Annotated in this window: 16 protein-coding genes and 2 pseudogenes; 9 read left to right on the plus strand and 9 right to left on the minus strand. The window is 66.2% G+C overall.

Features of this window, described 5'->3' with window-relative positions:
• Positions 1-78 precede the first annotated feature (78 nt).
• From ASE44_RS02030 to ASE44_RS02045, 4 genes are all read left to right on the plus strand, one after another.
• Positions 79-1,296, plus strand: coding sequence for a hypothetical protein (locus tag ASE44_RS02030; protein ID WP_056776908.1), 1,218 nt, complete (start codon positions 79-81; stop codon positions 1,294-1,296).
• Positions 1,293-2,675, plus strand: coding sequence for a DUF4041 domain-containing protein (locus ASE44_RS02035; protein WP_056776909.1), 1,383 nt, complete (start codon positions 1,293-1,295; stop codon positions 2,673-2,675). Before ASE44_RS02030 ends, ASE44_RS02035 begins: the two co-directional genes overlap by 4 nt.
• Before the next feature lie 87 nt (positions 2,676-2,762).
• On the plus strand, positions 2,763-3,590 hold the full coding sequence (locus ASE44_RS02040; RefSeq protein ID WP_056776913.1) for a dienelactone hydrolase family protein: 828 nt from the start codon (positions 2,763-2,765) through the stop codon (positions 3,588-3,590).
• A 38-nt stretch (positions 3,591-3,628) separates the two neighbouring features.
• The gene (locus ASE44_RS02045) at positions 3,629-4,006 is read left to right on the plus strand and encodes a bleomycin resistance protein (RefSeq protein ID WP_056777128.1); all 378 of its coding nucleotides are present in this window, start codon (positions 3,629-3,631) and stop codon (positions 4,004-4,006) included.
• A gap of 29 nt (positions 4,007-4,035) precedes the next feature.
• Here ASE44_RS02045 and ASE44_RS18385 read toward each other — a convergent pair whose 3' ends face one another.
• From ASE44_RS18385 to ASE44_RS02060, 4 genes are all read right to left on the minus strand, one after another.
• Positions 4,036-4,275 (minus strand): hypothetical protein, encoded by a 240-nt coding sequence (locus tag ASE44_RS18385; protein ID WP_157579753.1) that lies wholly within the window; start codon positions 4,273-4,275, stop codon positions 4,036-4,038.
• Positions 4,276-4,327: 52 nt separating this feature from the next.
• Complete coding sequence (locus ASE44_RS02050) at positions 4,328-4,561, minus strand: hypothetical protein (RefSeq protein WP_056776915.1); 234 nt, start codon at positions 4,559-4,561, stop codon at positions 4,328-4,330.
• Between the two features lie 75 nt (positions 4,562-4,636).
• Positions 4,637-5,959 (minus strand): GNAT family N-acetyltransferase, encoded by a 1,323-nt coding sequence (locus tag ASE44_RS02055; RefSeq protein WP_056776918.1) that lies wholly within the window; start codon positions 5,957-5,959, stop codon positions 4,637-4,639.
• Between the two features lie 56 nt (positions 5,960-6,015).
• Positions 6,016-6,825, minus strand: a complete 810-nt coding sequence (locus ASE44_RS02060; protein ID WP_056776921.1) for a MerR family DNA-binding transcriptional regulator — start codon at positions 6,823-6,825, stop codon at positions 6,016-6,018.
• 152 nt (positions 6,826-6,977) lie between these two features.
• Between ASE44_RS02060 and ASE44_RS02065 the strand changes: the two genes are divergently transcribed.
• Positions 6,978-8,156 carry a Fic family protein gene (locus tag ASE44_RS02065; RefSeq protein WP_056776922.1) on the plus strand — a complete coding sequence of 393 codons (1,179 nt, stop codon included), beginning with the start codon at positions 6,978-6,980 and terminating at the stop codon, positions 8,154-8,156.
• A 356-nt stretch (positions 8,157-8,512) separates the two neighbouring features.
• Here the strand turns inward: ASE44_RS02065 and ASE44_RS02070 are convergent, their stop codons facing one another.
• Together ASE44_RS02070 and tdh are read right to left on the minus strand one after the other, a co-directional pair.
• Entirely contained in the window at positions 8,513-9,682 is a 1,170-nt protein-coding gene (locus ASE44_RS02070) for a glycine C-acetyltransferase (RefSeq protein WP_056776925.1), read from the minus strand.
• Positions 9,683-9,747: 65 nt separating this feature from the next.
• Positions 9,748-10,860: an L-threonine 3-dehydrogenase gene (gene tdh, locus ASE44_RS02075; protein ID WP_082455661.1), complete on the minus strand. Its 1,113-nt coding sequence runs from the start codon at positions 10,858-10,860 to the stop codon at positions 9,748-9,750.
• Positions 10,861-11,020: 160 nt separating this feature from the next.
• Here tdh and ASE44_RS18895 point away from each other — a divergent pair.
• The 3 genes and pseudogenes from ASE44_RS18895 to ASE44_RS02085 all read left to right on the plus strand — a co-directional run.
• A pseudogene (locus ASE44_RS18895) lies at positions 11,021-11,875 on the plus strand (LysR family transcriptional regulator); the annotation flags it as partial.
• A gap of 45 nt (positions 11,876-11,920) precedes the next feature.
• Entirely contained in the window at positions 11,921-12,343 is a 423-nt protein-coding gene (locus ASE44_RS18900; protein ID WP_235522527.1) for a VOC family protein, read from the plus strand.
• Between the two features lie 767 nt (positions 12,344-13,110).
• The gene (locus ASE44_RS02085; RefSeq protein ID WP_157579754.1) at positions 13,111-14,808 is read left to right on the plus strand and encodes a DUF726 domain-containing protein; all 1,698 of its coding nucleotides are present in this window, start codon (positions 13,111-13,113) and stop codon (positions 14,806-14,808) included.
• A 64-nt stretch (positions 14,809-14,872) separates the two neighbouring features.
• On the opposite strand, the gene ASE44_RS02090 is transcribed toward ASE44_RS02085, so the two are convergent.
• The gene (locus ASE44_RS02090) at positions 14,873-20,929 is read right to left on the minus strand and encodes a DUF3320 domain-containing protein (protein ID WP_235522520.1); all 6,057 of its coding nucleotides are present in this window, start codon (positions 20,927-20,929) and stop codon (positions 14,873-14,875) included.
• Between the two features lie 144 nt (positions 20,930-21,073).
• Positions 21,074-21,442 (minus strand): annotated as a pseudogene (locus ASE44_RS19090) (Swt1 family HEPN domain-containing protein); the annotation flags it as partial.
• Between the two features lie 504 nt (positions 21,443-21,946).
• Between ASE44_RS19090 and ASE44_RS18390 the strand changes: the two are divergent.
• Positions 21,947-23,047, plus strand: coding sequence for a hypothetical protein (locus ASE44_RS18390; RefSeq protein ID WP_157579755.1), 1,101 nt, complete (start codon positions 21,947-21,949; stop codon positions 23,045-23,047).
• Here ASE44_RS18390 and ASE44_RS18155 read toward each other — a convergent pair.
• Positions 23,033-23,938, minus strand: coding sequence for a DNA methyltransferase (locus tag ASE44_RS18155; protein ID WP_082455665.1), 906 nt, complete (start codon positions 23,936-23,938; stop codon positions 23,033-23,035). The two genes, ASE44_RS18390 and ASE44_RS18155, sit on opposite strands and share 15 nt — an antisense overlap.
• Positions 23,939-24,705: the final 767 nt, after the last annotated feature.

Here is a 24,705-nt window from a genome sequence, read left to right on the forward strand (position 1 = left end):
TCGTGGCCACTCGCCACATACAATGTGGACGACCGAATTGGGGAGAAAATGGCACGACGGCGTGGGTTCTTGGCGGAGATGCAGCACCAGACGAGGCTCGCGGAGCAGCGACAACGCAACGCAGTCCGACAACACAACGCGAACGTCCGCCAGGTGGAGCAAGCGCAACGCGCGGCCGAACGAGCTCAGCTCGCCGCAGCTCGGGCGTCAGAAGCAGATCGCAAGCGCCTGGAGAAGGAAGCGGCAGCCGCACACGTCGCCGCCATGCAGGCTGAGGTCGACCAACGAAACGCGGATCTGCGGGATCAGTATGCCGAGATAGACGGGCTGCTCAGCGCGACCCTCGATGTCGACGACTACGTCGACCTCGAGAAGCTACGCGTCCGAGTTGAACACCCTCCGTTCCCTCGGGTCGATCTGCGAGTCCCGACGGCAGCTCCCGCCCCGATCCCCGATCCCCCGCTGCCGGTCAAGTACGCTCCCGAGGAGCCGACCGGGATGTTCGGCAAGAAGCGGAAACTCGCCGAGGCGCAGGCAGCTGTTGAAGCGCGTTATGCAGCCGACTATTACGCCTGGCAAGCAGCAGTCGCTGCGCTTCCGCAACAGCGCGCGGCGCAACAGGAGGCATACGAGGCTGCCGAGCAGAAACGCCGTGGACGGCTCGCCTTCGAAGAATCCAAGTACTCGCAGGAGTGTGAAGCACGCGAGACTGCCGCGACCCAGCGGAACGCAGAGCTGGACCAGCTCATCACCGGTCTCGGCTATGGCACCGTGGAAGCCGTCCAGGAGTACGTCGGCATCGTCATGGCGAACTCGGTCTATCCGGAATGGTTCACGGTCGAAACCAACGCGACGTTCGAACCATCGACGGCCGAACTCAGTCTTCGGGTGACCATCCCAGGACCGGACCAGATCCCGACGACCAAGGCCTACCGGTACGTGAAGGCGTCGGATGAAATCACCGCCTCTCCTCTGGCGGCGAAGGACGTGAAGGATCGGTACGCGGGAATCGTCCACAACGTCGCGCTCCGGAGCGTCCACGAGGTCTTCGAAGCCGATCGGCGCGCACTCATTCACAATGTGTCGCTCGAGGTGGGCACCGAAACGATCAACCCGGCGACGGGCCGCGAGACCTCGGTGCGATTCCTCGCCCTCGCCGTCTCACGCGACGAGTTCCTCAAGCTGGATCTGGCCGCGGTCGTTCCGTCCGCGACTTTGGAGCACCTTCGTGCTGTCGTGTCGAAGAACCCCCATGGGCTCGTCGCGGTCGACGGCGGCGGGGTTCGCCGAGCATGACGGATAACGGATCGATGATCTTCAACCCACCACCGGGGTGGCCGAAGCCTCCGGCCGGATGGAGGCCGCCAGCGAGTTGGACGCCGGATCCGAGCTGGCCTCCCGCCCCAGCCGGATGGGCGCTCTGGATCGATCCGAACGAGAGCCGCGACGTGGAGGCGCCTGCACCAGCGCCAGCGGCGGCGGCAGCGGCGGCGGCAGCGGCGATACCGACAACCGTGGATACGCCGCCGACGCCGAACCCTGCATCTGACTCCGTTCGCGTCCAGGAACTTGAGCGTGAGAACGCCGCGTTGCGTCAGAAGTTGGCCCTGGGGCACGCAGACGACCTCGTCGAACTCGACGACGCACGAGTGCTGCAGTCGGTGGGCATCTACCGATTCCACCATCCGCTCGAAACGGCAGCCGCCTACCAGCTGCGACTCCAAGCGATCGAAGCTCGAATCGCCTCACTGGTCCGAGACGACCGCGCGATCGAGAAGTCCGAACTCTTCACCTTCAACAACTCGCTGGCGCAGGGCAAGCGCATGACGTCGGACCTCGCGAAACTCATGCTCCGGGCTTACAACTCGGAAGCCGACAACGCATTGCGCACCCTTCGCGCTGGCAACGTCGTGACCGCGAAGAAGCGGTTGGAATCATCTCGCACGGCCATCGCCAAGCTCGGCGCTCTGATGGAGCTGAGGATCAGCGACGAGTTCCATCGGCTTCGTGAGAAGGAACTCGAGCTGACGGCTGATTGGCTGATGAAGAAGCAAATCGAGCGAGAAGAAGCGAAGGAGGAACGCGCCCGCATCAAGGAGGAGCAACGCGTTCAGAAAGAGCTGGATGACGAGCGTGCTCGTCTGGACAAGGAGCGAGCCCACCTCGTGAATACGCTCGCCGTCTTGCAACGTCAGGGTCAGACCGACGACGACCTGTTGCGTCGCCTCGGAGCGATCGACGAAGCGATCGCAGAGAACGACTTCCGGGCCGCGAACATTCGTGCCGGCTACATCTACGTCATCTCCAATGAAGGTGCGTTCGGTCCTGATGTGGTGAAGATCGGGCTCACCCGCCGCCTGACGCCGACGGATCGCATCTCTGAACTGAGCGGCGCATCCGTGCCATTCCGGTTCGACACCCACACGCTGTTCTTCTCGGAGGATGCAGTCACCCTGGAGAACGAGCTGCACAAGCATTTCGCGGACCGCGCACTCAACCAGGCCAACCCGCGGAAAGAGTTCTTCTTCGCCAGTCCGGCTGAAGTACGTGATGTCCTCCTGCAGAAGGTCGGCAACATTCTCGAATTCTCGAATAGCGCCGAAGCGACGGAGTACCGACAGTCCCTCGGGCGTTGGCCGCAACGATCCAAGTCGCGGAACGAATCCATCGGCTGAACTTCAACGGACCAGCAACGATCGCGAGAAGTGCTGTGTCTCGCGTGGTCTCCGCCTGCGTTCCTACCCCAGGACTACGCTCGCCCCATGACCGACCTCGACCACGCTCCGACCGGCGAACTCTCCGGCTGGGTCCGGACTCCGTTCACCGGCGGTGGCGTCACGCACGACCGCTTCGAGCAGGGTTCAGGACCGGGCGTCGTCCTCATCCCCGAGTTGCCTGGGCTCACGCCCGAGGTCCTCGGGTTGGCGGAGCACTTCGTCTCGGAGGGGTTCACCGTCTCGATCCCGTCGCCGTTCGGGACGCCCGGTCGCGAGGGCACCCTCGGCTACACGCTCGCCAGCGTGTCGAAGGTGTGCGTGTCCGCCGAGTTCAAGGCGTTCGCGACCGGCGCGCACCGGCCGGTCGCCGACCACGTCCGAGCCCTCGCAGCCGACCTCGCCGCCCGCACACCAGGACCCGGTGTAGGCGTCATCGGCATGTGCTTCTCCGGCGGCTTCGCGCTCGCGGCCGCCGTCGACGAGCATGTGCTCGCCTCGGTGATGAGCCAGCCGTCGACGCCGTTCCCCGTCAGTCGTGCCCGCCGGATCGACCCCGGCATGTCCGCAGCCGAGTTCGACGCCGTCGCAGCCCGCGCAGCGCAAGGATCGGTCTGCGCCCTCGGTCTGCGGTTCAGCGAGGACAAGGCCGTTCCGCGGGACCGATTCGCGACCATCGCGGCGAAGCTCGGCGACGCCTTCGAGGTCATCGAACTCGACTCCTCACAGGGCAACCCCGGCGGCTTCGCGAAGACCGCACACTCGGTGCTCACCGGGGAGGTGCGCGAGCGCGACGGTCATCCCGCGTTCGAGGCCCGCAAGCGCGTGGTCGCCTTCCTCCGCGAGCGCCTGGCGTCACCGGCTTCGACGGATTGACCTTCCCCGACGGCCGTCGCGCTGCGATCATCGATGCCATGACCGCGACCCAGCACGACCGCGCGACGCCCAACCTGCCATCACGCAGCTTCGACGTCACCGAGGCCTTCTACGCAGCGTTCGGCTTCGAGCGGACCTTCCGCGACGAGGGGTGGCTGATCCTCGTCCGCGGCGGTCTGCAACTCGAGTTCTTCCCGGCGCCCGACCTCGACCCGGCGTCCAGCAGCTTCATGTGCTGCCTGCGCGTCGCCGAGGTCGACGAGCTGGCTGATGCGATTCGGCGTTCGGGCGTCCCGGAACGCACGACCGGAGCGCCACGACTCCACCCGGTGCGCATGCAGGACTGGGGCCTCCGAGCCGGTTTCCTGATCGACCCGGACGGCACGCAGCTGACTCTCATCGAGCAGCGCGACTGAGTTGCGACCCACGGGCTGGCCCGGCCCGTTCAGGCGAGAGAGTGGGCGATGTTCCAGATGCCGATAGCGATCCAGGCGATTCCCGGAGCGATCAACGTGCTGGGTGACAGCGCTCGTCTTCCCCGAATGTGAATCCAGAGTCTTCCGTGCAGGCGTGTATTGCCGCGATCGATACCGCGCGCCAGCGGCTTTCGGAAGACGACCACTGCGCAGCCGGCCAGGATCAGCAGGACACTACCGATGAACCGTCCCAGATTCACGATCTCCATGGCCTGCTCGTTCTCACCTCATGAAGGTATCGGGCCGCCGCGCGCTGAGGGATCAGGGGAACGACTGCACGATGTTCGCGATCCCGATGGCGATGCCGGCAAGACCGGGGATGATCATCGAACTGGGCCGGGGAGCCTTCCTCCCGCGAAGACGCAGCCAAGCCCTTCCGTAGACCCGGGTGGTCTCGCGATCGCCCGTGCGGGCGAACTGGCGCCTGAAGACGATCGCGGAACCGCCAAGCGCGATCATCATCACGCCTCCGAGGATGAAGCGCGCGACATTCACGCGTTCCCTCTTCTGCTCATCGTCACCTGATGACCATATCGAGCGACCGAATCGCGGCGAGGCGTCGAGCTCCCTCTAGAAGAAGGTGATCCCGTGCGGGGCGCGCGGCGTCTGCAGCATCGACCGCAGGAGCAGCGGCGCCTGCTCGTCGGCGGCGTGCAGCACCCCGCCGGCTGCAAGGGTCACCGGGGAGACCGCACCGAGCAGCAGGGCGCCGAGGTCGGCGACGTCGAGCGAGAGGTCCGCACCGGCCGCATCGGTCTCGTCGCTCAGCTTCGTCGCCGTGCCGCGACCGCCCGTCACCTCGAGGCGGAAGGTGCCCGCCGCGTAGCCGAGTGCGTCGGTCACCGCGATGGTGAGCGAGCCGTCGGCTGCGTACGGACGCGAGGCGAGGACGGCCGGCAGGTCGAGGACCCGCAACCACACGTGGTCTTCCTCGTGCTCGATGTCGTACGCCCGGTTGTCGCCGAGGGCGGCGATGATCGGGTCGTCGAGGCGGGCACGGTTGTACTTCACGACGTCGTTGAGGTCGATGGAAAGCAGGAACTCCCACAGCGACAAGTAGGCCGCGTCCGTCGCGTAGACCAGGTCGATGATCTCGATGCCCGTCTGCCCACCGGGCTGCTCGACCATGCGCCACGTGACGTACCCGTCGACGTCTTCGCCGTCGGCCGGGCGGTGCACTGCGGCACGGGTGTCCTTCGCGGGCTCGCCATCGCGACCCAGTGTGCCGAGAACGAGCGGCCATGATCCGGTGTTGCGGACCATCGAACCGATCGAGCGCTCGTCGAAGCGGTCGAACACCTGACGCGCGACGCCGTCGGCGAGGTACTCGGGGGTGACGACGGACACGATGCCGGTGGTCGACGCGAGGAACGGCAGCGCCTTCGCGCGCTTCACGACGACGTTGCGCTCGCGGATGGCGGAGCCGAACCCGAAGCGACGGTAGATGGTCCCCTCGCTGGCGGTGAGGGCCGCGATCGCATACCCGTCGGCGACGCCGCGCTCGAGCGCGTGGGTCATCATGCGACGGAGGATCCCACGGCGGCGCTCCGTCGGGCGGACCGTGACGTCGGAGACCGCCTGCGTGTTGATCGACGTGCCGTCGCCCCAACTGAGCGCCTTCGGGAACCAGGAGAACGTGCCGGCGGGCCAGGTCTCGTCGACCGAGCCGGGCTGCGAGTTGCGCACGTAGGCGCCGAGGAGGACCGCCTCGTCGGCGATCAGCTCGTTCACTTTGCGCTTGCGCGCCTCGGGCTTCGGGGTGGGCTCGTGGAAGCCGAACCCGATGGCGTCGAGCGCCGCCAGGCTCTCCGGGGTCGGTTCACCGTCGGTCCCGTTCGCGAACGGGAACTCACGGAGCTCGTAACGGGCGTCGAAATCTTTGCTGTTGGCCACGACTCCAGCCTAACGACCCGCCCTGACAGCCCGACAGGTGTCGCCTGACCACCGCATCACGGCAAGGTGATCGACACCTCGACGGCGTACTCGTCGGCGCTCTGACCGAGCACCCGCTGCCGGAGCTCCGTGGTCGGCATCGTGATGCCACGCTCCGCGATCGCGTCGAACAGGGCGACGACCGCGGGGTGGGTCGAGCCCTCCGGGAGCTCGACGCCGGGCTCGGCCCGCCAGACTGCTGCAAGCTCGGTGCGTTCCGGCAGGACGTCGACCGTGGTCTCATCGCCGCCCCACGTCGGTTCGAGCTGCGACGAGGTCGGCCAGCAGCAGACGATCTCGACCGCGCCCTGCTCCCCGGGGCGAAGGGCCGTCCAGAAGGTTCCTGACGGTCCGACGCCGGCCTCCCGCACGGCGGCGTAGAGCGCGGAGAACTGCTCGTTCGCATCGTCGTCCGTCACCGCATCCTCATCGCCGCGCGGCACGGTGAGCACCCGGCCGACGTAGGGCTGGGGCGGAAGGGTGCGCTCGACGATCTCGACCGGAGCCGCGAGCGACGCGACGACTGAACGAGCCTGCGCGAAGGCCAGGTCCTCCTGCTCCCGCTGCTCCAGGACGAGGCGGTGGTGGACGTCGATGGTGGTCGACGGATCAGCACCCGCGACCGTGACGCCGACGGCGTCGAGCGGCACGCCGGCGTCGCGGAGCGCCTTCACGATCACGCCGGAACGCACCTGCTCCTCGCCATAGCGGCGGTACCCGGAGTCGGGATCGACCTCGGCCGGAACCAGCACACCCTTCTCGTCGTAGTGCCGGAGCGCCTTCACGCTCAAGCCGGTCATGCCTGCGAACTCTCCGATGTGCAACATGCTTCAAGCATCCCGTCTCCCCCTACGGGAGAGTCAAATAGGGCCCGAACGGACCTGAAGCTGCACTCAACGGGTTCCTTAGTGAAGGATAGGCGTCTAAACTTCACTAAGAGCCCTCACAACTGCAACTTGGGCCGGTTCAGGAGGGGACGATGACGACAGCCGTCGCGTATGAACAGCGGCCCTGGCAGTCGCGCATCGCTCCCGACGCATTGCCGAAGCGCCAGCGGCTGCTCCTCGCACAGCCATACGACGCCGCGGTCCCGCCACCGATCGCCGATCTCGACTTCCGTCTGTCGGACGAACTCGTGGAGCTGCTGGGTGAGGCTCAGGAGCGGATCATCCGTTTCGACAGCGAGGTCGGTCACGTCACCGCGCCCTTCTCGTCGATCCTGCTGCGGAGTGAATCGGCATCGAGCTCGCAGATCGAGAACCTCACGAGCAGTGCAAAAGCGATCGCCGAGGCCGAGTTGGACGAGCGCGACACCGGGAATGCCCCGCTCATCGTCGCCAACGTCCGAGCACTGGAGGCAGCACTCGCGGCATCCGACGAGCTCTCCAACACGACGATCATCGCCATGCAGGAGCAGCTTCTCGGCATGTCGGCACCGGAGATCACCGGCCGGTATCGCGACGAACAGGTCTGGATCGGGGGTGGCAATTTCAGCCCGCATGAAGCGGACTTCGTCCCGCCGCACCACGACCGTGTCGCCGCAGCGATGGACGACTTCATCGCATACTCGCTCCGACCGGCACCGCTCCCGCTCGCTGCGATCGCCGTCGCTCACGCACAATTCGAGACCATCCACCCGTTCCCCGATGGCAACGGGCGCACCGGTCGAGCGCTGGTGCAGGCCGCTCTCCGGCGGGTCGGGCTGACCAGCGGGGTCACCGTGCCGATCTCGGCCGGGATCCTGCAGCAGCGTAACGACTACTTCGCTGCGCTCACCAGCTATCGGCAGGGCGATGTCGAGCCGATCGTCCGCGTGTTCGCCGATGGCGCGTTCCTCGCAATCGCCAACGGACGAACGCTGGTGGAGGAGATCGAGACCATTCGGACGGCATGGCACGAGACCTTGCGCGACGTCCGCGCCGATTCGGCCGCGCACCTCATCACGGCACTGGCACTGGAGCATCCGGTGATGAACAGTCGGCTCGTACGCGAACACCTCGACGCCTCCGATCGCACGGTCTACAACACCCTCGACACCCTCGTCGACCGTGGCATCCTCACGGTCGGCTCGTCGCGACAGCGGAACCGTCTCTGGACTGCGCCGCCTGTGCTCGCGGCGCTCGACGGATTCGCGGCGCGCAGCATGAGGCGCGGTTGATCAGACCTGGGAACGTGGAGAGCTTCGTGAGCACGACCGCAGCAGTTGACATTCCCGGAGCGACAGTTCAGCCCTCTGAAGCTCGCTCCGCATCGCACTGCTCCTGGTACGAAACGTACAGGCGCTCCTGAGCTTCCTGAGCCGCCTCGGACAGCCCGCTGTTGTTTGAGGCGACGAGGGCTTGCGCAGCTTTCTGGCATGACTCAGGCTCGTTAGAGCAACCCGTGACAACCAAAGCCAGCAGTAAGCATGTGAGTCCCGAGGCCATTCGCTTCATGACAGTCAACCTATCTGCCAGGTGTAACCGCTCCTATGCCATAGCCGACAATCTCGCTAGTGCACTTCTCCCGCGGCACCTACCCCCGCGCCGCGACGAACGCGGCCACGCAGTCCTCGATGTCCTGCTCGCTGTGCGCGGCACTGATCTGCACGCGGATGCGGGCCTCGCCGCGCGGCACCACGGGGAAGCTGAACGGGATCACATAGATGCCCTGCTCCAGCATCCGCGCCGCCACCTGGACGGCCTGCTGCTCGTCGTCGAACATCACCGGGATGATCGGGTGCGACCCTTCCAGCAGCCGGAAACCCTCCTCGGTCATGCGGGCGCGGAACAGGTCCGCCTTCCGGAACAGCCCCTCGCGCAGCTCATCGCCCGCAGCCGCCAACTCCACGGCACGACGCGCACCGGCGACGAGCGACGGCGCCAGGCTGTTCGAGAACAGGTACGGCCGACCCGACTGCCGCAGCACGTCGACGATCTCCTGCTTCGCACTCACATACCCGCCCGACGCCCCGCCGAGCGCCTTGCCGAGGGTGCCGGTGAGGATGTCGACGCGGTCCTGCACACCGAACAGCTCCGGCGTGCCGCGACCACCGGAGCCGACGAAGCCGACCGCGTGCGAATCGTCGACGAGCACGAGCGCACCGTACCGGTCGGCGAGGTCGCAGATCTCGTCCAAGGGCGCATAGAAACCGTCCATCGAGAACACGCCATCGGTGACGATCACGGTGCGACGAGCGTCGGCGGCGTTCATGAGCTGCTGCTCGAGGTCGGCCATGTTGCGGTTGCGGTAGCGCAGGCGGCGGGCCTTGCTCAGGCGGATGCCGTCGATGATCGAGGCATGGTTGAGGGCGTCGGAGATGATCGCGTCGTCCTCGCCGAACAGCGCGCCGAAGACGGCTCCGTTCGCGTCGAAGCAGGAGGAGAACAGGATGGTGTCCTCCGTGCCGAGGAAGGCGCTCAACTCCTGTTCGAGGTCGCGGTGGATCTGCTGCGTGCCGCAGATGAACCGCACGCTCGCGAGCCCGTAGCCCCACTCGTCGAGGGCCAGCTTGGCGGCGTCGACGATCGACGGCTCGTTCGCGAGACCCAGGTAGTTGTTGGCGCAGAAGTTCCGCATCTCACGACCGTCGATGGTGACGTGACTGCCCTGCCGCGAGGTGATCGCGAACTCGTGCTTGGTGAGGTCGTCCGCCTCGATGCGGTCGAGCTGGTCGCGCAACTGGGTCTTGATGCTGCCGTACATGTCGTCTCCTCGGGGTCGAGTGGGCGGTTGGTCGGTTGTCGGTTGGGTGGGCGACGGGCGTCGGCTCAGGCTGCGGTGACCGCGCCGACGGTCTCCGGCACGTGTTCGTCGATGACCCCGGTGATGACGGCGTCGCGGGTGTCGGTCCAGTCGATGAGCACCTTGCCCGCCGCTCCCCCGCGCGCGGTGTCGAAGGCGTCCTGCCAGGAGGCGAGCGGGAAGCGGGCGGTGACGAGCGACTCGAGGGCGTGCCGGAGCTCAGGGCTGTGGTCGACCATCGCGCTCGCGTGGTGCCAGGTGTCGAACATCTCGCGGCCGTAGATGCCCTTGATGGTGATCATGCGGGTGATGACTTTGGTCCAGTCGATCTCGATGTTCGTCGACGGCAGCCCGAGCAGCGCGACCTTGCCGCCGGTGTTCAGGTTGTCGATGAGTTCGCTCGCGGCGGCCGCTTGGCCGGACATCTCCAGGCCGATGTCGAAGCCCTCGAGCATGCCGAGCGCGGCTTGGGCGTCGGCGACCCGTTCCTTGGAGACGTCGACCACCCGGTCGGCACCGACGGCGAGCGCCTTCTCGAGTCGGTCGGCGACGACGTCGGTCGCGACGATGTTGCGTGCGCCGGCGACGCGGCAGACGGCGATGGCCATGAGACCGATGGGGCCGCAGCCGGTGATGAGCACGTCCTCGCCGAGGATGGGGAAGCTGAGGGCGGTGTGGACGGCGTTGCCGAGCGGGTCGAAGAGGGCGCCGAGGTCGGGCGTCACCTGGTCGCCGTGGACCCACACGTTGGTGGCGGGGAGGACGACGTACTCGGCGAAGGCGCCGTCGAGGTTGACGCCGAGTCCACGGGTGTGGCGGCAGAGGTGACGGCGGCCGGAGCGGCAGTTGCGGCAGGTTCCGCAGACGAGGTGACCCTCGCCGGAGACCGCTGCGCCGACCGGGATCCCCGCGACTCGGCTGCCGACCTCGACGACCTCACCGGAGAACTCATGGCCCGGGACGAGTGGAGCGTCGACCGCGCCGGCCGCCCACGGGTCCCACGATTCGATGTGGAGGTCGGTGCCGCAGATGCCGGTGCGGTGGACGCGGATGAGGACGTCGTCGGAGCCCATGGCCGGCATCGCGCGCTCGACGAGTTCGAAACCGGCGGTGTCGGGTCGTTTCCAGAGGGCGAGCAACGGCGTTCCTTCCTGCGGGAGCGGCGACGGCCGGTGTTACTGGCTGTCGCGGACCGGCGTCCTTGCGCTGTCCTGGTGACCACGCTAGTCAGATCGATCCGTCATGAATATTGAGGGTTTCCACGTGACCAGTTAGCTTGAGCTGATGAATCTCTCCCAGATGCGGATCATGCGTGAGCTCGCCCAGCGCGGCACGATCGCCGCCGTCGCGCGACACCTGCACGTGACCGCTCCCGCGATCTCGCAGCAACTGGCCGCGCTGCATCGCGAGCTGGGCGTGCCGCTCACGTATCGCGTCGGGCGCGAGATCCGGCTGACCGAGGCTGGCATGGCGCTGGCCGAGATGGCCGGGACTGTGCACACGCTCATCGACCGTGCGGCGGAGACGGTGCGCGAGTACGGCGACGACACCGGTGCGCGGGTGCGAGTGGCGGCGTTCCAGAGTGCGGGGCAGGCGCTGTTGCCGGGGTTGTTGGCCGACGGGGACGCGGGCTCCGCGCCGGCGTTGGTGTTCGGTGAGCACGATGTCGCGCAGCCGGAGTTCGCCGAGCTCGTCGACCAGTACGACCTCGTCATCGCGCACCGCATGGATCACGATGAGCCGTGGCCGTCGGAGCAGTTGTCGGTGACGACGCTGTTGAGCGAGCCGTTCGACGTGGCGATGTCGGTGGACCATCCGCTCGCCGGGCGGTCATCGGTGTCGGCTGCGGAACTCGCCGAGGAGTCGTGGATCGCGGCGCACGCGGGCTTCGCGCCGGACGTCGCGCTCGGGGTGGTCGAGGCGACGGCGGGTGTGCGGTTCCAGCGAGCGCATCGGGTGAACGACTATCACCTGGCGGCGTCGCTGATCGTGGGCGGCGGGTTGCTGGCGTTGTTCCCGCGGTACACGGCGCCGCGGGCCGACCCGCGGTTGGTGCTGGTCCCGCTGGAGGACGTGCGGATCGCGCGCAACATCGACGTGCTCGCGCGGCCGCATGCGCTCGCGCGGGTCGCGGTGGCGGGGACCTTGGAGCGGCTGCGGGGTGCTGCGGATGTCTTGCAGCGCACGCGGCCGTCCGCGCTGGTCGCGGCTGGTCCCGGATTGCACCACGTCGAGGTGTGGCTGGCGGACGTGGCTGCGGAGCGGGCGGGCTGGGCGTGGTTGCTCGGTCGTGTCGGCTTCACGATGGCGAGCGAGTGGTCCGGCGGTGAGTCCTGGGAGGCCGGCGACACGTACCTGACATTGACGGCGTCGCCGAACCTCAGCGCCGACTCGCACGACCGTCGCCGGCCAGGTGTGAACCATCTCGCGTTCCGAGCGGGATCGCGCGAGGCGGTCGACGCCCTCATGGCTGCGGCCCCCGAGCACGGCTGGCAACCGCTCTACCAGGAGCGGTACCCGCACGCCGGCGGCGAGCAGCACTACGCGGGGTGGCTGGAGAACGAGGCCGGGTTCAAGGTCGAGGTGGTTGCGGACTCTGCAGCGGGCGCAATACCCGGTTAGATCGCAATGGCGCTGGCCACTATTCAACGCGCCGTAGTTGAAAGTGGGCACCTCCTGCCAGAATGCCTGGATGTGGAATACGTTCTGGCCTGACATTCTCGTTGCAGCAGTTGGCGCTGCTCTGGCTGTTTTCGCCGCATATATGACGTATCTACTGAACGCTCGGAGAATCGAGACTCAGGCACTCAATAACCTGGTTGACGAGCTTCACCTACGACGGGCTCTCGACCCGAGCGTGGAACCGCACGCGGTTCCCGGTGCGGCAAGGCGGCAGGATTTCGACCAAATAAGCCGAAGTGTGGTTAGCATCCGTCGCGAGCTTCGGACGGCGCGAGAAGCAGTGCGAAGCAGTCGCGATATTCGCCTGACCTTGGTCGAGATGTCAAAGGCCTGCAACCTGTACCTCGAACGAGCTGAGCGAGCTCCCGATTCCTACCTTTTTTCATTGAAAGAGCTGCAGGGCCAACTCGATGAAGGGCTGCAAAGAATCACAGTTCTGCGGCCAAGGGTTGACTATCTCACCCCTGGAACTGGAGCGCTCGATCTTGACTAAGCCCGCGCGCAGCAACGTCCGCAGTTAACCGAATAGCGAGTCAATGCAAGGCCGATGCACAAGTCGGTCGCGTGACCCATTCTGGGACTGATGACCCCCGGCCCTCCCCCGCCAGACTGATGGCAACCCGCTTCAGGGTCAATCACCTGCTCCGTCGATCGCTTCGATGCCACCATCGGGTCACGCCGGCTCCCGATCCAAGGATCATCTGGCCATGCCCGGTTCTCTCCACGTCCACGTCATCGATGGAACTCGCCTGAATGTCCGAGTGACCTCAGATCAAGGAGCGACGCTCTCACTTGTCGGCGAGCTGACAGACCTTGAACCCACCGTCGAGAGCGGCGGTGTACTCGAGTCGAACCCTGCGCTGCTGAGAAACGTGTGGGCGCACGCCAAGACCTGGTACACGGCTCGTGCAACCTCGAACGTCGACGCCTTGAGCGTGGCTGATCCTGATGAGCAGAAGGCGGCCATCAAGTTCATCGAACGTGCGCGCAAACTGGCGCAGAAGCGTGCAGATGAATTCGGAAAGACTGCGCAATGGATCGCCGACGTCGCTGACGATGTGTCGCTCCTCGATGTCGAACACGGCTGGTGTTCGTCCTGTTTCGTCAAGAGCGAGCATCGGAAGTCGAACCGTCCGGTCGGCCAGGTTCCCGTGTATGTCTGTCAGGCCTGCGGATCGCCGACGCTGCCCTGTGTCGCTCTCGGCTGCGACAATCTGGCTGTCCGTGACCGCGGAGCCATCCGCTTTCCGCAGTTCTGCGCCGAGCATCGCCACGACATTCCGGGCTTTGAGAAGGCCAATGGTCCGTTCGGAGATCTTCACGACTATGAAGATTTCCTCCGGTACGAAGAACCCGACCTCGATAAGGCATCGAAGATCACGATCGGCGCCGCAATCGCTGTGGGTGTCGCAGTGCCGCTCACCTTCCTCGCTGCACCGGCGATCGGAGGCGCGATCGGTTCGCTCGGGTTCTTCGGCGGTCCTTCGGGCGCAGCGGCTTCTGCCCATGGCCTTGCGATACTCGGCGGCGGGAGCCTGGCAGTAGGCGGGCTCGGTATGGCGGGTGGCACCGCAGCCGTGACCGCTGTGGGTGCCGCGGTCGGCGGCGCGCTCGGAGCATCGGTTTCCAACGCATACGTTCGAGAGGACAAGTCCTTCCGCATCGACCTGCTCCGCCCCGGTAACGGAGGTGTGCCGGTGGTCGTGGCGAACGGGTTCCTCACTGACGGCGAAGGCGAGAAGTGGGGAGGCTGGAAGAGGATCGTCAGCGAACGCTACCCAGACTCGCCGGTGTACCGAGTCCGCTGGGGTTCAAAGGAACTCCGAGACTTCGGCGTGCTCGGCGCGGGGATGGCGAGCAAAGCCGGTGGCGCGTTCGCGGCGCAGGCTGCCGCCGCCGCGGCGACCAAGATTGGCGGGAGGCTTGTGGGCGGCGTGATCGGGCCGGCGCTGATCGCTACCGACCTGGCGAAGAACCCGTGGCACGTAGCGAAGAGTCGGGCAGACAAGACCGGCGTTATCGTCGGGGATCTGCTTGCGCGCACCAACGCCGAATCGTACGTACTCATCGGTCACAGTTTGGGTGCACGGGTCATGGTCGTCGCAGCAGAAACTCTCGGGACGAAGCCCGGCGGCCCCAGAATTCAGTCAGCCCATCTTCTCGGCGCAGCGATCGGCGCTGAGAGCAACTGGGACGGACTGACTGCTGCTGTGGACGAAGTCGTCTACGGATATCACTCCCGCAACGACGCCGTGTTGAAGTACGTCTACAAGACAGCCCAATTCGGAGAGACAGCGGCAGGGCTCACGGGCTTCGTTCCCGCATCGAGCAAGCTGCAGAACATCGATGTGACGGACCAGGTCGCAACGCACTTTGACTATCTGGGAGCCATTCGACTCATGTGACGCGGGCTCCCTCGGTCAAGGTGTTTCCACCGTTCAGAGTCTGAACGACCGAAGCGGCCGAAGCTCAAACAGGCTGAGCCGTGATGGTGTGTTCGCCACTCTGCGCCAGCCGCCCCGAAGCCAGCCCGAACTCGAGCGCTTCGTCGAGGCGGGCACCGATCGCGGCGGTGACACGCTTGCCGCCGAAGATCGCGAGGGTCTCGCGACGGAGCTCGTCGGGCGAGAGACCGGCGGACTCTTCCGCAGCGATCGCCATCGCGTTCGCGATCTCTACCAGGGAGATGTGCTCGATCGCACGAGGCGCGTCCGCCGCGGACTGACGCGCTCCTCGCCACGTGAGCGGGTCGATCTCCGTCGGCCAAGCGAAGGGCTCGTCAGAGCGACCGAGGAACTCGGCCGGGACCTTGTCGAGAATCGACTTGGCCCGCGAACCGGCCACCCGGTCGAGACCGAACGCACCCGCGACCAGCTTCGCCAGACGCGTCAGATGGATCGGCCCCTCGGCCTCCACCGCCGCACGGATCGCGCCCTGCACCGCGACAACAGACGGCCGGCCCGGCAGACGATCGAGCACCTCGATCGAGCCCAGCGTGGGCGCATCCCAGGCCTGGTACTCCGAGAGCTCAGGATGGCGCGCCGACGTGTCCGTCTCCGGCGCCGCCTCCACGGGCTGCGCGGAACCGACCTTGCGGTCACGGAACTCCGACAGGGTCTCCAGCGATGCCAATCGTTCCGACCACTCCCGAACGCGCGCACTCCGCACCGGCGGGACAGCATCCGCGTCCGCAGCGGACTCGTCAGCGGCGTCCTCGCTACCGCCAGGAGCCACCTCGGTCTGGTCCGGTTCGTCGGTAACAGGCACGTCCACCGCACGCCCCGCAGCAGCCCGCTCCCCCGCAGCCTCAACGGCCGCGACCAACCGGTCCAGCACCTCCTCGCGGTGGTGCAGCCACTCCGGCAACCACACGCGCTCGACGCCCGGCCACCGCATCAGGCCACTCAGCACTTCGATCGGCAGTCCGTCGCGGTCGGCGACCGTCCGTCGCTCACGCCACGACGCCCCGTCGAGCAGCACGGCGACCAGCGGTCGGTCGGGCTCCGCCTCGGTCGCGATGCTGATGTCGACACGGAAGTCCGACAACCCCACATCCGTCCTGACCGCGTGCCCGGCGTACCGAAGCTCGTCGGCGATCTCGTCGCGGTGGCGGTCGATGATCGCCTGACGACGACCGTCTTCCCCGGCCGCGTCGCTGCCCCGCTGCGCCAGCTCCAGATACGCCTTCAGATGCTTGATGCCGATCGACGACGTCTGCTCGGCCCGCAGCTCCGACGGGTCGAAGCTCGCGAACAGCACCACCTGTCGCCGCGCCCGCGTCACGGCGACGTTCAACCGCCGCTCGCCACCAGCTCGCGTGAGCGGCCCGAAGTTCAGCGGGATCACGCCCTTCTCGTTCGCACTGAACGCGATCGAGAACAGGATCGTGTCGCGCTCGTCACCCTGCACGTTCTCCAGGTTCTTGACGAAGAGGCCGTCCTGCTCGTCGAGCGCCGTCGCGATTCGCGGGTCGGTGCTGTCGCGCAGCAGGTCCTCGATGAGCGTGCGCTGCTGCGCGTTGAAGGTGATGACGCCGAGCGACGGCGTCTCGTCCGGCGAGGCGTCGAAGCGGCGCGTGATCTCCTCGACGATCGCCTGTGCCTCCACCGGGTTGGTCCGCAGCGACTTGCCTCGGCCGCCGCGCTCGAACTGCCCGTCGAGTCGCACGAACGCCAACCCGTGACCCTCGACCCCTCCGTCGCCCGCACCCGCGAACGGCGCCGGGAACGACGACAACTGGCTGTCGTAGTAGTGGTGGTTCGAGAACGCGATGAGCGACTCGTCCTGGCTGCGGTAGTGCCACGACAGCCACTTGCTCGGCACCCGCGCCTGCACACACTCGGAGAGGATCGACTCCTCGTCCTGCAGCACCTCGCTCGTGAAGTCGGCCTCATCGTCGATCGTCGCGCCCGCCTCGGCGAACGTCGTCGGCGGCATCTGCTTGCTGTCGCCCACGACGACGACCGAGCGCGAACGCCCCATCGCCCCGATCGCGTCGGCGACCCGGATCTGCGACGCCTCGTCGAACACGACGATGTCGAACAGCTCGGCGGCGGCCGGGAAGAACCGCGCAACCGACTCCGGGCTCGCGAGCGTGCACGGCATGATCTGCGTGATGAGCTCGCCGAAGTTCTCGAGCAGCGCACGGACGCTCATGCCCCCGCGCTGGCGGTCGATCTGGCGACGGAGGCCGCCGACCTGACCACTCTCCGACTGCGAACTGAACGTCCGCAACCCGAGCACCGACGCCGGGATCGCCCGCGGCAGCTCCTCCCGCACGGCCTTCACGCTCGTGGTGAAGCGGGTGACACTGCGGTTGTGGGCGGTGGCGTCGAAGGCGTCGAGCGTGGTGGTGCGCTCGCGCTCGTCGATCGACGCCTGCGCGAGGCCCTTCTCGAACGCGAGTGTCGCGTCCTCGGTCTCGATGCGACCGGCGAGGATCGCGGCGCGGACGTCGTCGAGCCCGTGAGTGCGGAGCGGTTCGATGACCCGCACGAGGTCGAGCCAGCGTTCGAGGACGACGGGCTCGGCGGCGTCGAGGCGCCGGGCGTCGCGCGTCGACCACCAGGCCCGCAGGAAGCCCTCGCCACCCGACCACGCCGACAGGCGCTCGGTGCTGACCGACGCGGCCCGCAGGAACTCGCTCCACGTGCCCGCGAGCGTCGTCAGCGCCTGGGCGGCCTCCTGCGACGGCTGGGTCATCGCGTAGTGGTCGCGGACGGCGGTGATGAACGCGTCGTCGGGCGTGCCCGGCAGGCGGAAGCCCTCCGACAGCCAGCGGTACCAACCGAGGAGTTCGCGGACGGGCTGGGTCGGCTCGACGAGCGGGTTCCAGCGGTCGCCGACGAGCGGCAGGGCTGTGGAGCGGAGCGTGCCACGGAGCTGGACGAGGCGGTCCTGCGCGGCCTTCGCCTCGGTGAGCTGTGGCACGAGCTGCTTCACCTTGAACGAGGTCGCGTCGACGGCGAGCACATCGCTCAGCTGGGCGAGCGCGGCCCGGAGCCGCTTCTTGCGACCGAAGAAGCTCGACGCCGCAGCCTGCTCGGCGGCGTGAAGCGGGCCCGCGATGTCGCGGTCGAGGATGGCGGGCGTGAAGGTCGAGCGCCACTCGGCCTGGGCGTCGCGAAGCTGTTCGGCGGCAGCGAGGGCCTCGTCGAGGCGGCTGAAGTCCTCGGGTCTGGTTCCGGCCATGAGCGCGCCGATCGGCAGGCGCGGTGCGGCGACGGCGGTCGACCAGAGGCCGAGGAGGTCGGGTCGCGTCGCGAGCCGCAGCGCGTCCATCGGGAGGCCGGCGTCGAGCGTCGAGGCCAGAGCGGCGTCCATCGCGCGGGCGGCCTGCTGGACAGTCGCGGCGTCGAGCCCGGGAGCGGACGGGCCGTCGAGGAACGCCCACGGGTGGGTCGTGCTCGGGCGCGCGAGGTCGGAGCGCTCGGGCAGCTCGCGGAACACCTGCCGCAGCTCCTCGAAGGCCTCGGGCGTGCCGGCGGCGACGAGCTGCTCGGGGATCGCCATGGGGACGAGGTCGTGGTCCATCGCGAGCAGGCGACTCCGCGCGGAGTAGAGGGAGAAGCCGGCGGCGTTGACCTCGTGGAGGCGGTCGGCGTAGCGGGTGAGAGTGCGGAGGCCGGACTCGGACAGCTCGCGGTTGGTGCTCAGCGCGTCGATGTCGGCCTTGGTGCGGAGGTCGAGGCCGGTCTTGATCTGCGCACGGACGACGTTGGGCCTGGCGCCCTTGTCGTGGAGGTCGAGCGAGAACGCGCCGAGTCCGACGTCTTCGAGTCGCTGCTTCACGACGTTGAGCGCCGCACGCTTCTCGGCGACGAAGAGGACCTTCTTGCCCTCGGCGAGCGAGCGGGCGAGGAGGTTCGTGATGGTCTGCGACTTGCCGGTGCCGGGAGGGCCTTCGAGGACGAAGGTGCGACCGGCGACCGCCTCGGCGACGGCGTCGAGCTGCGAGGAGTCGGCGGCGACCGGGCAGTCGAGGCCGAGGCGGTCGAGGTCGGTGTCGGTCTGCGCGGGCGTCGGGTCGGCGTAGGCCTCGAGCGGCGAGTTGATGAGGTGGTCGACGAGACTGTTGCGGCTGAGCGTCTCCCAGTTCTCGTCGAGGTCCTTCCACAGCCGGTACTTCGCGAACTGGAGGATCGACAGCGACGCCGTCTCCTCCACGCGGAACGGGAGGCCGGCGTCGAGGATCGCCTGGCGCACGGCGGTGAACGCGGCCGGCAGATCGATGCCGGAGCCGTCCTCGACGGGGTTGGCGAGTCCGGGGATCTCCAGGCCGAAGCTCAGCCGCAGCTTCTCGAGCAGGCAGTAGTTGGGTGTGGACGAGCCGGCCTCGTCGAGGGTGAGGCGGTAGGAGGAGCCGCGGCTCGTCGTCGTGAGCGTGACCGGCACGAGCACGAGGGGTGAGCGGAGGTCGCGGTCGCCGAAGCGCCAACTCAGCATGCCGAAGGCGAGGTAGAGGTTGTTGGCGCCGGTCTCCTCGACGATCGTCTTGGCCTTGTAGGCGAGGGCGCGGAGCTTCGTCGGGTAGGCGGCTTGGGTGACGTCGATGAAGGCGCTCTTCTTGTCGTCGAGGAAGGTGATGCGGTCGCTCTCGTCGAGGTCGCGGCCGAAGCGGATGCCGCGCTGCTGGTCGATCGTGGCGACGCTGTCGGAGGCGACGAGGGTGAGCGGGGTGCCGTGGTTGATGCTGTCCTCAAGGCGCCCGAGCGCGGGGCCGGGGACGGCGAGTTCGAAGCCGGAACGGTCGGTGTAGTTGATGAGTTTGTTGCGGAGGCTGAGGTCGAGGAGGGCGTTCTTCCAGGTGGAGACGCGCTTCGGGACGTCGGGGCCGTGGCCGGCGGCGGTTGATTCGGCGGTGGCCGGCGCGTCCTGCGTGAGGGCGCGGGCTTCGGGTGCCTGGTAGAGGGTGACGACGGGTTCGCCCTCGGCGTTGATGCGGCGGCTGGGCAGCGGGTAGATCTTGCGGAGGCGGGCCTGGACGACGTCGGTGATGCCGATGAAGTCGTCGAGCGGGCCGGCGAGGTGTTCGGTGTGGGGGCGGCGGGAGGCGTCGGCGAAGGTGGCGGAGGTGCCGGTGAGCATGGTTGTCTCGACCACGCCGATGCGGCCGAGTTCGAGGGAGTTGACGGCTTCGGAGACGTCGGTGCTGGCGACGACGTCGAGGGTGGTCTGGACGCGCCAGTAGCCGAGGAAGATGTGGTCCTTGAGGAGCCAGAGGAGGGGGTGGATGCCGATGGCTTCGAGGACGGACGCGAGCAGGATGGTGGTGTCGAGGCAGGTGCCGAGGTGGCTGGTGAGGACTTCCTCGGGGGTCCGGACCTTCTGTCCGCTCTGGCCCCAGCTGGCGGGCGGTTCGGCGTAGCGGATGTCGCGGGCGCGGGCGGCGTCCCAGACGGCGGCGACGATGGCGTCGATGCGGGCGGGGTCGTCGAGTTGGTGGGTGGCGAGGGAGCTGTTGCCCGTCTGCTGGTCGAGGAGGTCGGAGACTTCGAGCATCAGTTCGCTGACGACGAGGGCGTTGGGCTGCACGTGGGCGGCGAGGAGTTCGAGGCCGAGCTGTACAGGTGCGGCGATCCACTGGTTGGACGCGAGCACGGTGACGGGGCTCTCGACGGCGCCGAGCTGGGTGCCTGCGGCGTCGCGGACGGTGACGCGGATGACACCGGGGCGCTGTTCTTCGACGAGGAGCATGCGGCGTGGGTCGAGCAGGACTTCGGGGCTGCGGAGGAGGGTGGTGCGGTCTTCGCCGAGGTCGGCGAGGAGCACCTTGGTGTCGGCGAGGGCACCGTCGGCGGTGACGACGTCAATCTCGACGGACGCCGCCCGGCGCTCCCCGCCGTGGTTCTCGAGGACGATCTCGTCGATCACCGCGATGCTGCAGTGCGCCATCGCGTAGCTGAGCGTCGGCGTCGCGCTGACGCGGATGGAGACGGAGGAGGGGGCGGCGTCTGCGGCAGACGAGGAGCCTGCGGCGCTCTGCTCACTGGCTCCGTCGGTCCCTGAGCTTGTCGAAGGGCCCATCTCGCCACCGTCAGCCATCCCGCCCAACGCATTCGTCTCGGTCCCTGAGCCCACCCCATCGGTCCCTGAGCCTGTCGAAGGGCTCAACACCCGCCCCTTCAACTCCCCCACAGCCGCAGCCTGCTCCGCGGCCCCAACGTTCTCCAACAGCAACTGCATCGAATCCAACGCCCGATACGCCGACTGCTCTGTGAACCCCGCGTTGTGAGCCCAGGCGTTCCGAACCTCCCGAAGCTCACTCGCATACCCGCGGGCGCTCCGCGACAGCACGCGGTCGAACGGGTAACCCAGCTCCCCGATCCGCTCAGTCATCGCCCGAAGCATGAGTGACACGTCGGTCGCCGAGTACCGCCCGTGCCCGCCACCGGAAACGCGATCCTTCTCCTCGATGATCCGAGTCCACTCGACCCCAGGAACCGCCTCGCCGAACGCACCCTCGACGATGGGCCGAAGCCCCAACCCGAGCTGCTCGAGCCCCTGGCCGACGGCGGAGTTGAGTTCAGAAGCGTCCACGTGTGTGGCCTTTCATCGGGATGGTGCGGCGGAGCCGCCCGGCTTCGAGTCGGATACACAGGCCAAGCGAGAGGTGTATGATTTGCATGAATAGATATATCAGCGGCACAACATGGTCGCCAGAGAACAGAAGCAAACGCTGTCGACTCTAACGAAACCAGATAGGCAATCACTGACACTGCCGCAGACTGTCCGTGTCAAGAACAGAAGACCTGTCGGGCCCAAGGCCACAGGGCTTGCATTTTTCGCTCCGATGCAACTGAACAGCCTCACCCATGATGAACATTTCACGACTATCGGCGCTAGCGGAGCACAGAGCGCGGGCCAGTACAAACACGACTCTCCAACTGCCGCGGCGACCCACGTCAAAGCACAGTCTCCGAGCAAGCCAATCAACGCTTACGCCGTTAGTCGAGAATCGCTGGCCTCGGACTGTGGTCCGCGATACGCTAGCGATTAATGACTCCACAAAGCCGGACCCGCGGCGGCAATCAGCCAATCGGTATGTTCATTGATGAGCTGCATCTCCCGAGCGATTTCGACTCACGTCAAGATGACCGTGATCCGGCATGCCAGCTTGCCCTCGATTTTCTGGAGAACGGAAGGCCCCCGAGGCAGAACCACTGGCCAGCGCTCACCCTTGCCTTCATCGCCCAGGCGGAGCAGCTACTTGCATCAGAGGGAATTGATCGCGCTAACGATGTATACCTCACGTACCCTGTCGAGGTGGGCCAGGATGGTCGCGTAGTCAATACGATGAACTTGACCACCGCCCGCAAGAAATTCACACTCAGACCTCTTTTCAACGCAGCTGCAGATGTAATTCGCGTTGAAATGCGACGTTCTCACCCGAGTTCTGCGGCGCACGCCACGCAATCCTGGCGAGATTACATGCCTTTCGTCGAAGCGATCTTTGCTACCTCCCCGGGCGGGCGCGCGGCGATTGCGCGGTCAATCTGGGATAAAGGTGTTCTCGGTGCTGACGAGCGCGTTCTCGCGACCGCGGCAGAAAGAATCGTGCGACCATATGAACTAGCTCTGATCTCAATGCCGACTCAGGGAGCAACGCCCGGTGGCGCCCTGTTCCAGGCATTAGTATTTGGGTTCTTTCGCGCAGATAGCCCTAACCTCACTCTCGAATCGCACTCTGTGAATACCGGAAGCTCGAGAGCCGACATGATTGGGGATGTCGCTGGCTTTCGAGGAGGAGAGGTGGAGCTGGCGGTCGAAGTGAAAGATCACTCAATCGACGCCCAATCCGTGGAGTCGGTTCTGGGCGATTTCCTCGAAGATCTGGTTATAGCGCCAAATGCCACAGCGGTAGTGGTGGCGTCCCATGTCACAAACGAAGCTCGGGAACGACTCGAAGAGAGCAACGTAATCGCCCTGAGCCGCGCCGATCTGCGCGAGCGAGTTATCACGTGGGACCTACCGAAACAGCAAGAGGCACTGAGAGGTGCGGCCTATTACCTCTCTCGAATACAAAAAAGTCCTAGGCTACTTCATCGACTCAAGGAATTCCTAGATGAGAATAGTATTAACGTAGGTGTGTTCGAAGAGGTGGTGGGTGTTGTCGGGCCGCAAACTGATTCATACGATGGATGAATCGTCTTTCACCACCAACTGAGCAAGCTGGGGTACGGCTTTGGTGGCGAGCGATGCATACTCAGAGTCCCGTTCGAGCCCAACTGCTTCGTACCCGACTGCCGCAGCAGCAGCCAGGGTTGAACCGGATCCGGCGAAGGTATCAAGAACGGTCCCCTTGCCCAGCGGGAGAGAAGCTCGGACAATTTGACGCAAAAAGGCCTGAGGCTTGAGCGATGGGTGGGCCGCGATTCTTCGCTCACGCGTACCCGTTGGACCACTCATGATCACGTCACCAAACGGGCGTGCATCGCTTATGCGCCGGAGGCCACCAGTACCATGCCTTCGTAGATTCTCGGCAACGTTCTTGCAATCAATGGGCCGCCGATAGAGCAGCCAAGGCTCCCATTGCGATCTTGGCATGACTGAAACATCATCGAATTCATGGTGTGCATTCTTGGGACGGTCGCCCCCGCGCATCGTCATAACGCGCCGAACGACTTCTCCCCTCCGCTCAAGACCTGCATCACTCAAGGCCGTCGAAATATAGGGAGAGATGAGCGGATTGCAGGCGAGGAAGATGTGCGCCCCGGGCTTCAGGACGGGTAAGAGAAGGGTTGCCCATGCCTCGAAGTAGTCATGTAGATATTCAAGATCCGTCTTTTTAAGTATAGAAAATCTGGGCAATGGAGAGCGCGTGTGTCCATCGTAAGAAGGCGGAATTCGCCAAACGCCTCCCCTTCCACCACTCCGCAGGCGTTCAAGTTCTGTGGCCGTGTATTCATCTGCACCATACGGAGGGTCCGTAACCACCGATGAGATAGATGAGGGCTCGGCCTTCTTCAGCCAAGTTAAGCAGTCCTCGTTAACTAGTACGGTCCTCTCGAACTGGAATGGCGCTCGAGCATCCATCACTTCCGCACCAACCGGTAAGTTCCTCGGCTTGTGCGTATGAACTGGTTTGGGGTGTTGATGTTCAGATAAGAACGAACGCTCGACGACGGAACTTCAGTACCGAGAATCGTGTTGACGCGGCTGTGTATTTCAGTGACCGAGAGCTCGGCTCGGACCGGCCGAAAGGCCAGAATGATCGCATCGCGCACCTCGCCAGGTTTTCTTCGTTGGTTCATGCCTCAAGCCTAGCCGACGTCTAGACGTCTTGAGCCGCATCCATCAAGTCGACGGCAGATCTCATTTCCCCAGGCGTCCGATGCGGAGTCACAGGCGTCGTGACCCGGGCGGGCTCCATGACGCGCCGTCGCATGCCGGCTCAAAAGCCACTACACGAGGACGGACGGTCGCCGCGAGCGGCAGAGGCTGCATGGTCGCTCTGAGCCCTGCAGCCAGGCGGCAGCATGGACTCTTGACAGCATCCGGCTCGAACGGTCGGCGTACGAGCATCTGTCCTCACCTTCTCAAGCTGGCGGCTCGCGCCGCGCCTTCGCTGCAACTCGACTTTCAAGGCAGCTCGGCCAAAGGGCGGCAGCGGCGTGCGCGCTCACCGGACGACCATCTGCCCGTGGCATAAGACGCTCGACGCCGACACAGGCTGCAACTCCGCGTCTCCGGCTGAGATCGACCGGAACCGAGCCCACCGCTCCACAGCCGTTCAGCGATGAAGCGGTGAAGCGGTGAAGCGGTGAAGCGGTGAAGCGGTGAAGCGGTGAAGCGGTGAAGCG

This window comes from Plantibacter sp. Leaf1 (assembly GCF_001421315.1).
Classification (GTDB): domain Bacteria; phylum Actinomycetota; class Actinomycetes; order Actinomycetales; family Microbacteriaceae; genus Plantibacter.

Bases quoted from the DNA above. Each gene is read 5' to 3' on its own strand.
- ASE44_RS02040 (WP_056776913.1), top strand. From the start codon at position 2,763: ATGACCGACCTCGACCACGCTCCGACCGGCGAACTCTCCGGCTGGGTC.
- ASE44_RS02030 (WP_056776908.1), top strand. From the start codon at position 79: ATGCAGCACCAGACGAGGCTCGCGGAGCAGCGACAACGCAACGCAGTC.
- ASE44_RS02090 (WP_235522520.1), bottom strand. From the start codon at position 20,929: ATGGGCCCTTCGACAAGCTCAGGGACCGACGGAGCCAGTGAGCAGAGC.
- ASE44_RS02060 (WP_056776921.1), bottom strand. From the start codon at position 6,825: ATGTTGCACATCGGAGAGTTCGCAGGCATGACCGGCTTGAGCGTGAAG.
- ASE44_RS02035 (WP_056776909.1), top strand. From the start codon at position 1,293: ATGACGGATAACGGATCGATGATCTTCAACCCACCACCGGGGTGGCCG.
- ASE44_RS18390 (WP_157579755.1), top strand. From the start codon at position 21,947: ATGTTCATTGATGAGCTGCATCTCCCGAGCGATTTCGACTCACGTCAA.
- ASE44_RS02045 (WP_056777128.1), top strand. From the start codon at position 3,629: ATGACCGCGACCCAGCACGACCGCGCGACGCCCAACCTGCCATCACGC.
- ASE44_RS18385 (WP_157579753.1), bottom strand. From the start codon at position 4,275: ATGGAGATCGTGAATCTGGGACGGTTCATCGGTAGTGTCCTGCTGATC.
- ASE44_RS02085 (WP_157579754.1), top strand. From the start codon at position 13,111: ATGCCCGGTTCTCTCCACGTCCACGTCATCGATGGAACTCGCCTGAAT.
- ASE44_RS02065 (WP_056776922.1), top strand. From the start codon at position 6,978: ATGACGACAGCCGTCGCGTATGAACAGCGGCCCTGGCAGTCGCGCATC.
- ASE44_RS18155 (WP_082455665.1), bottom strand. From the start codon at position 23,938: ATGGATGCTCGAGCGCCATTCCAGTTCGAGAGGACCGTACTAGTTAAC.
- ASE44_RS02070 (WP_056776925.1), bottom strand. From the start codon at position 9,682: ATGTACGGCAGCATCAAGACCCAGTTGCGCGACCAGCTCGACCGCATC.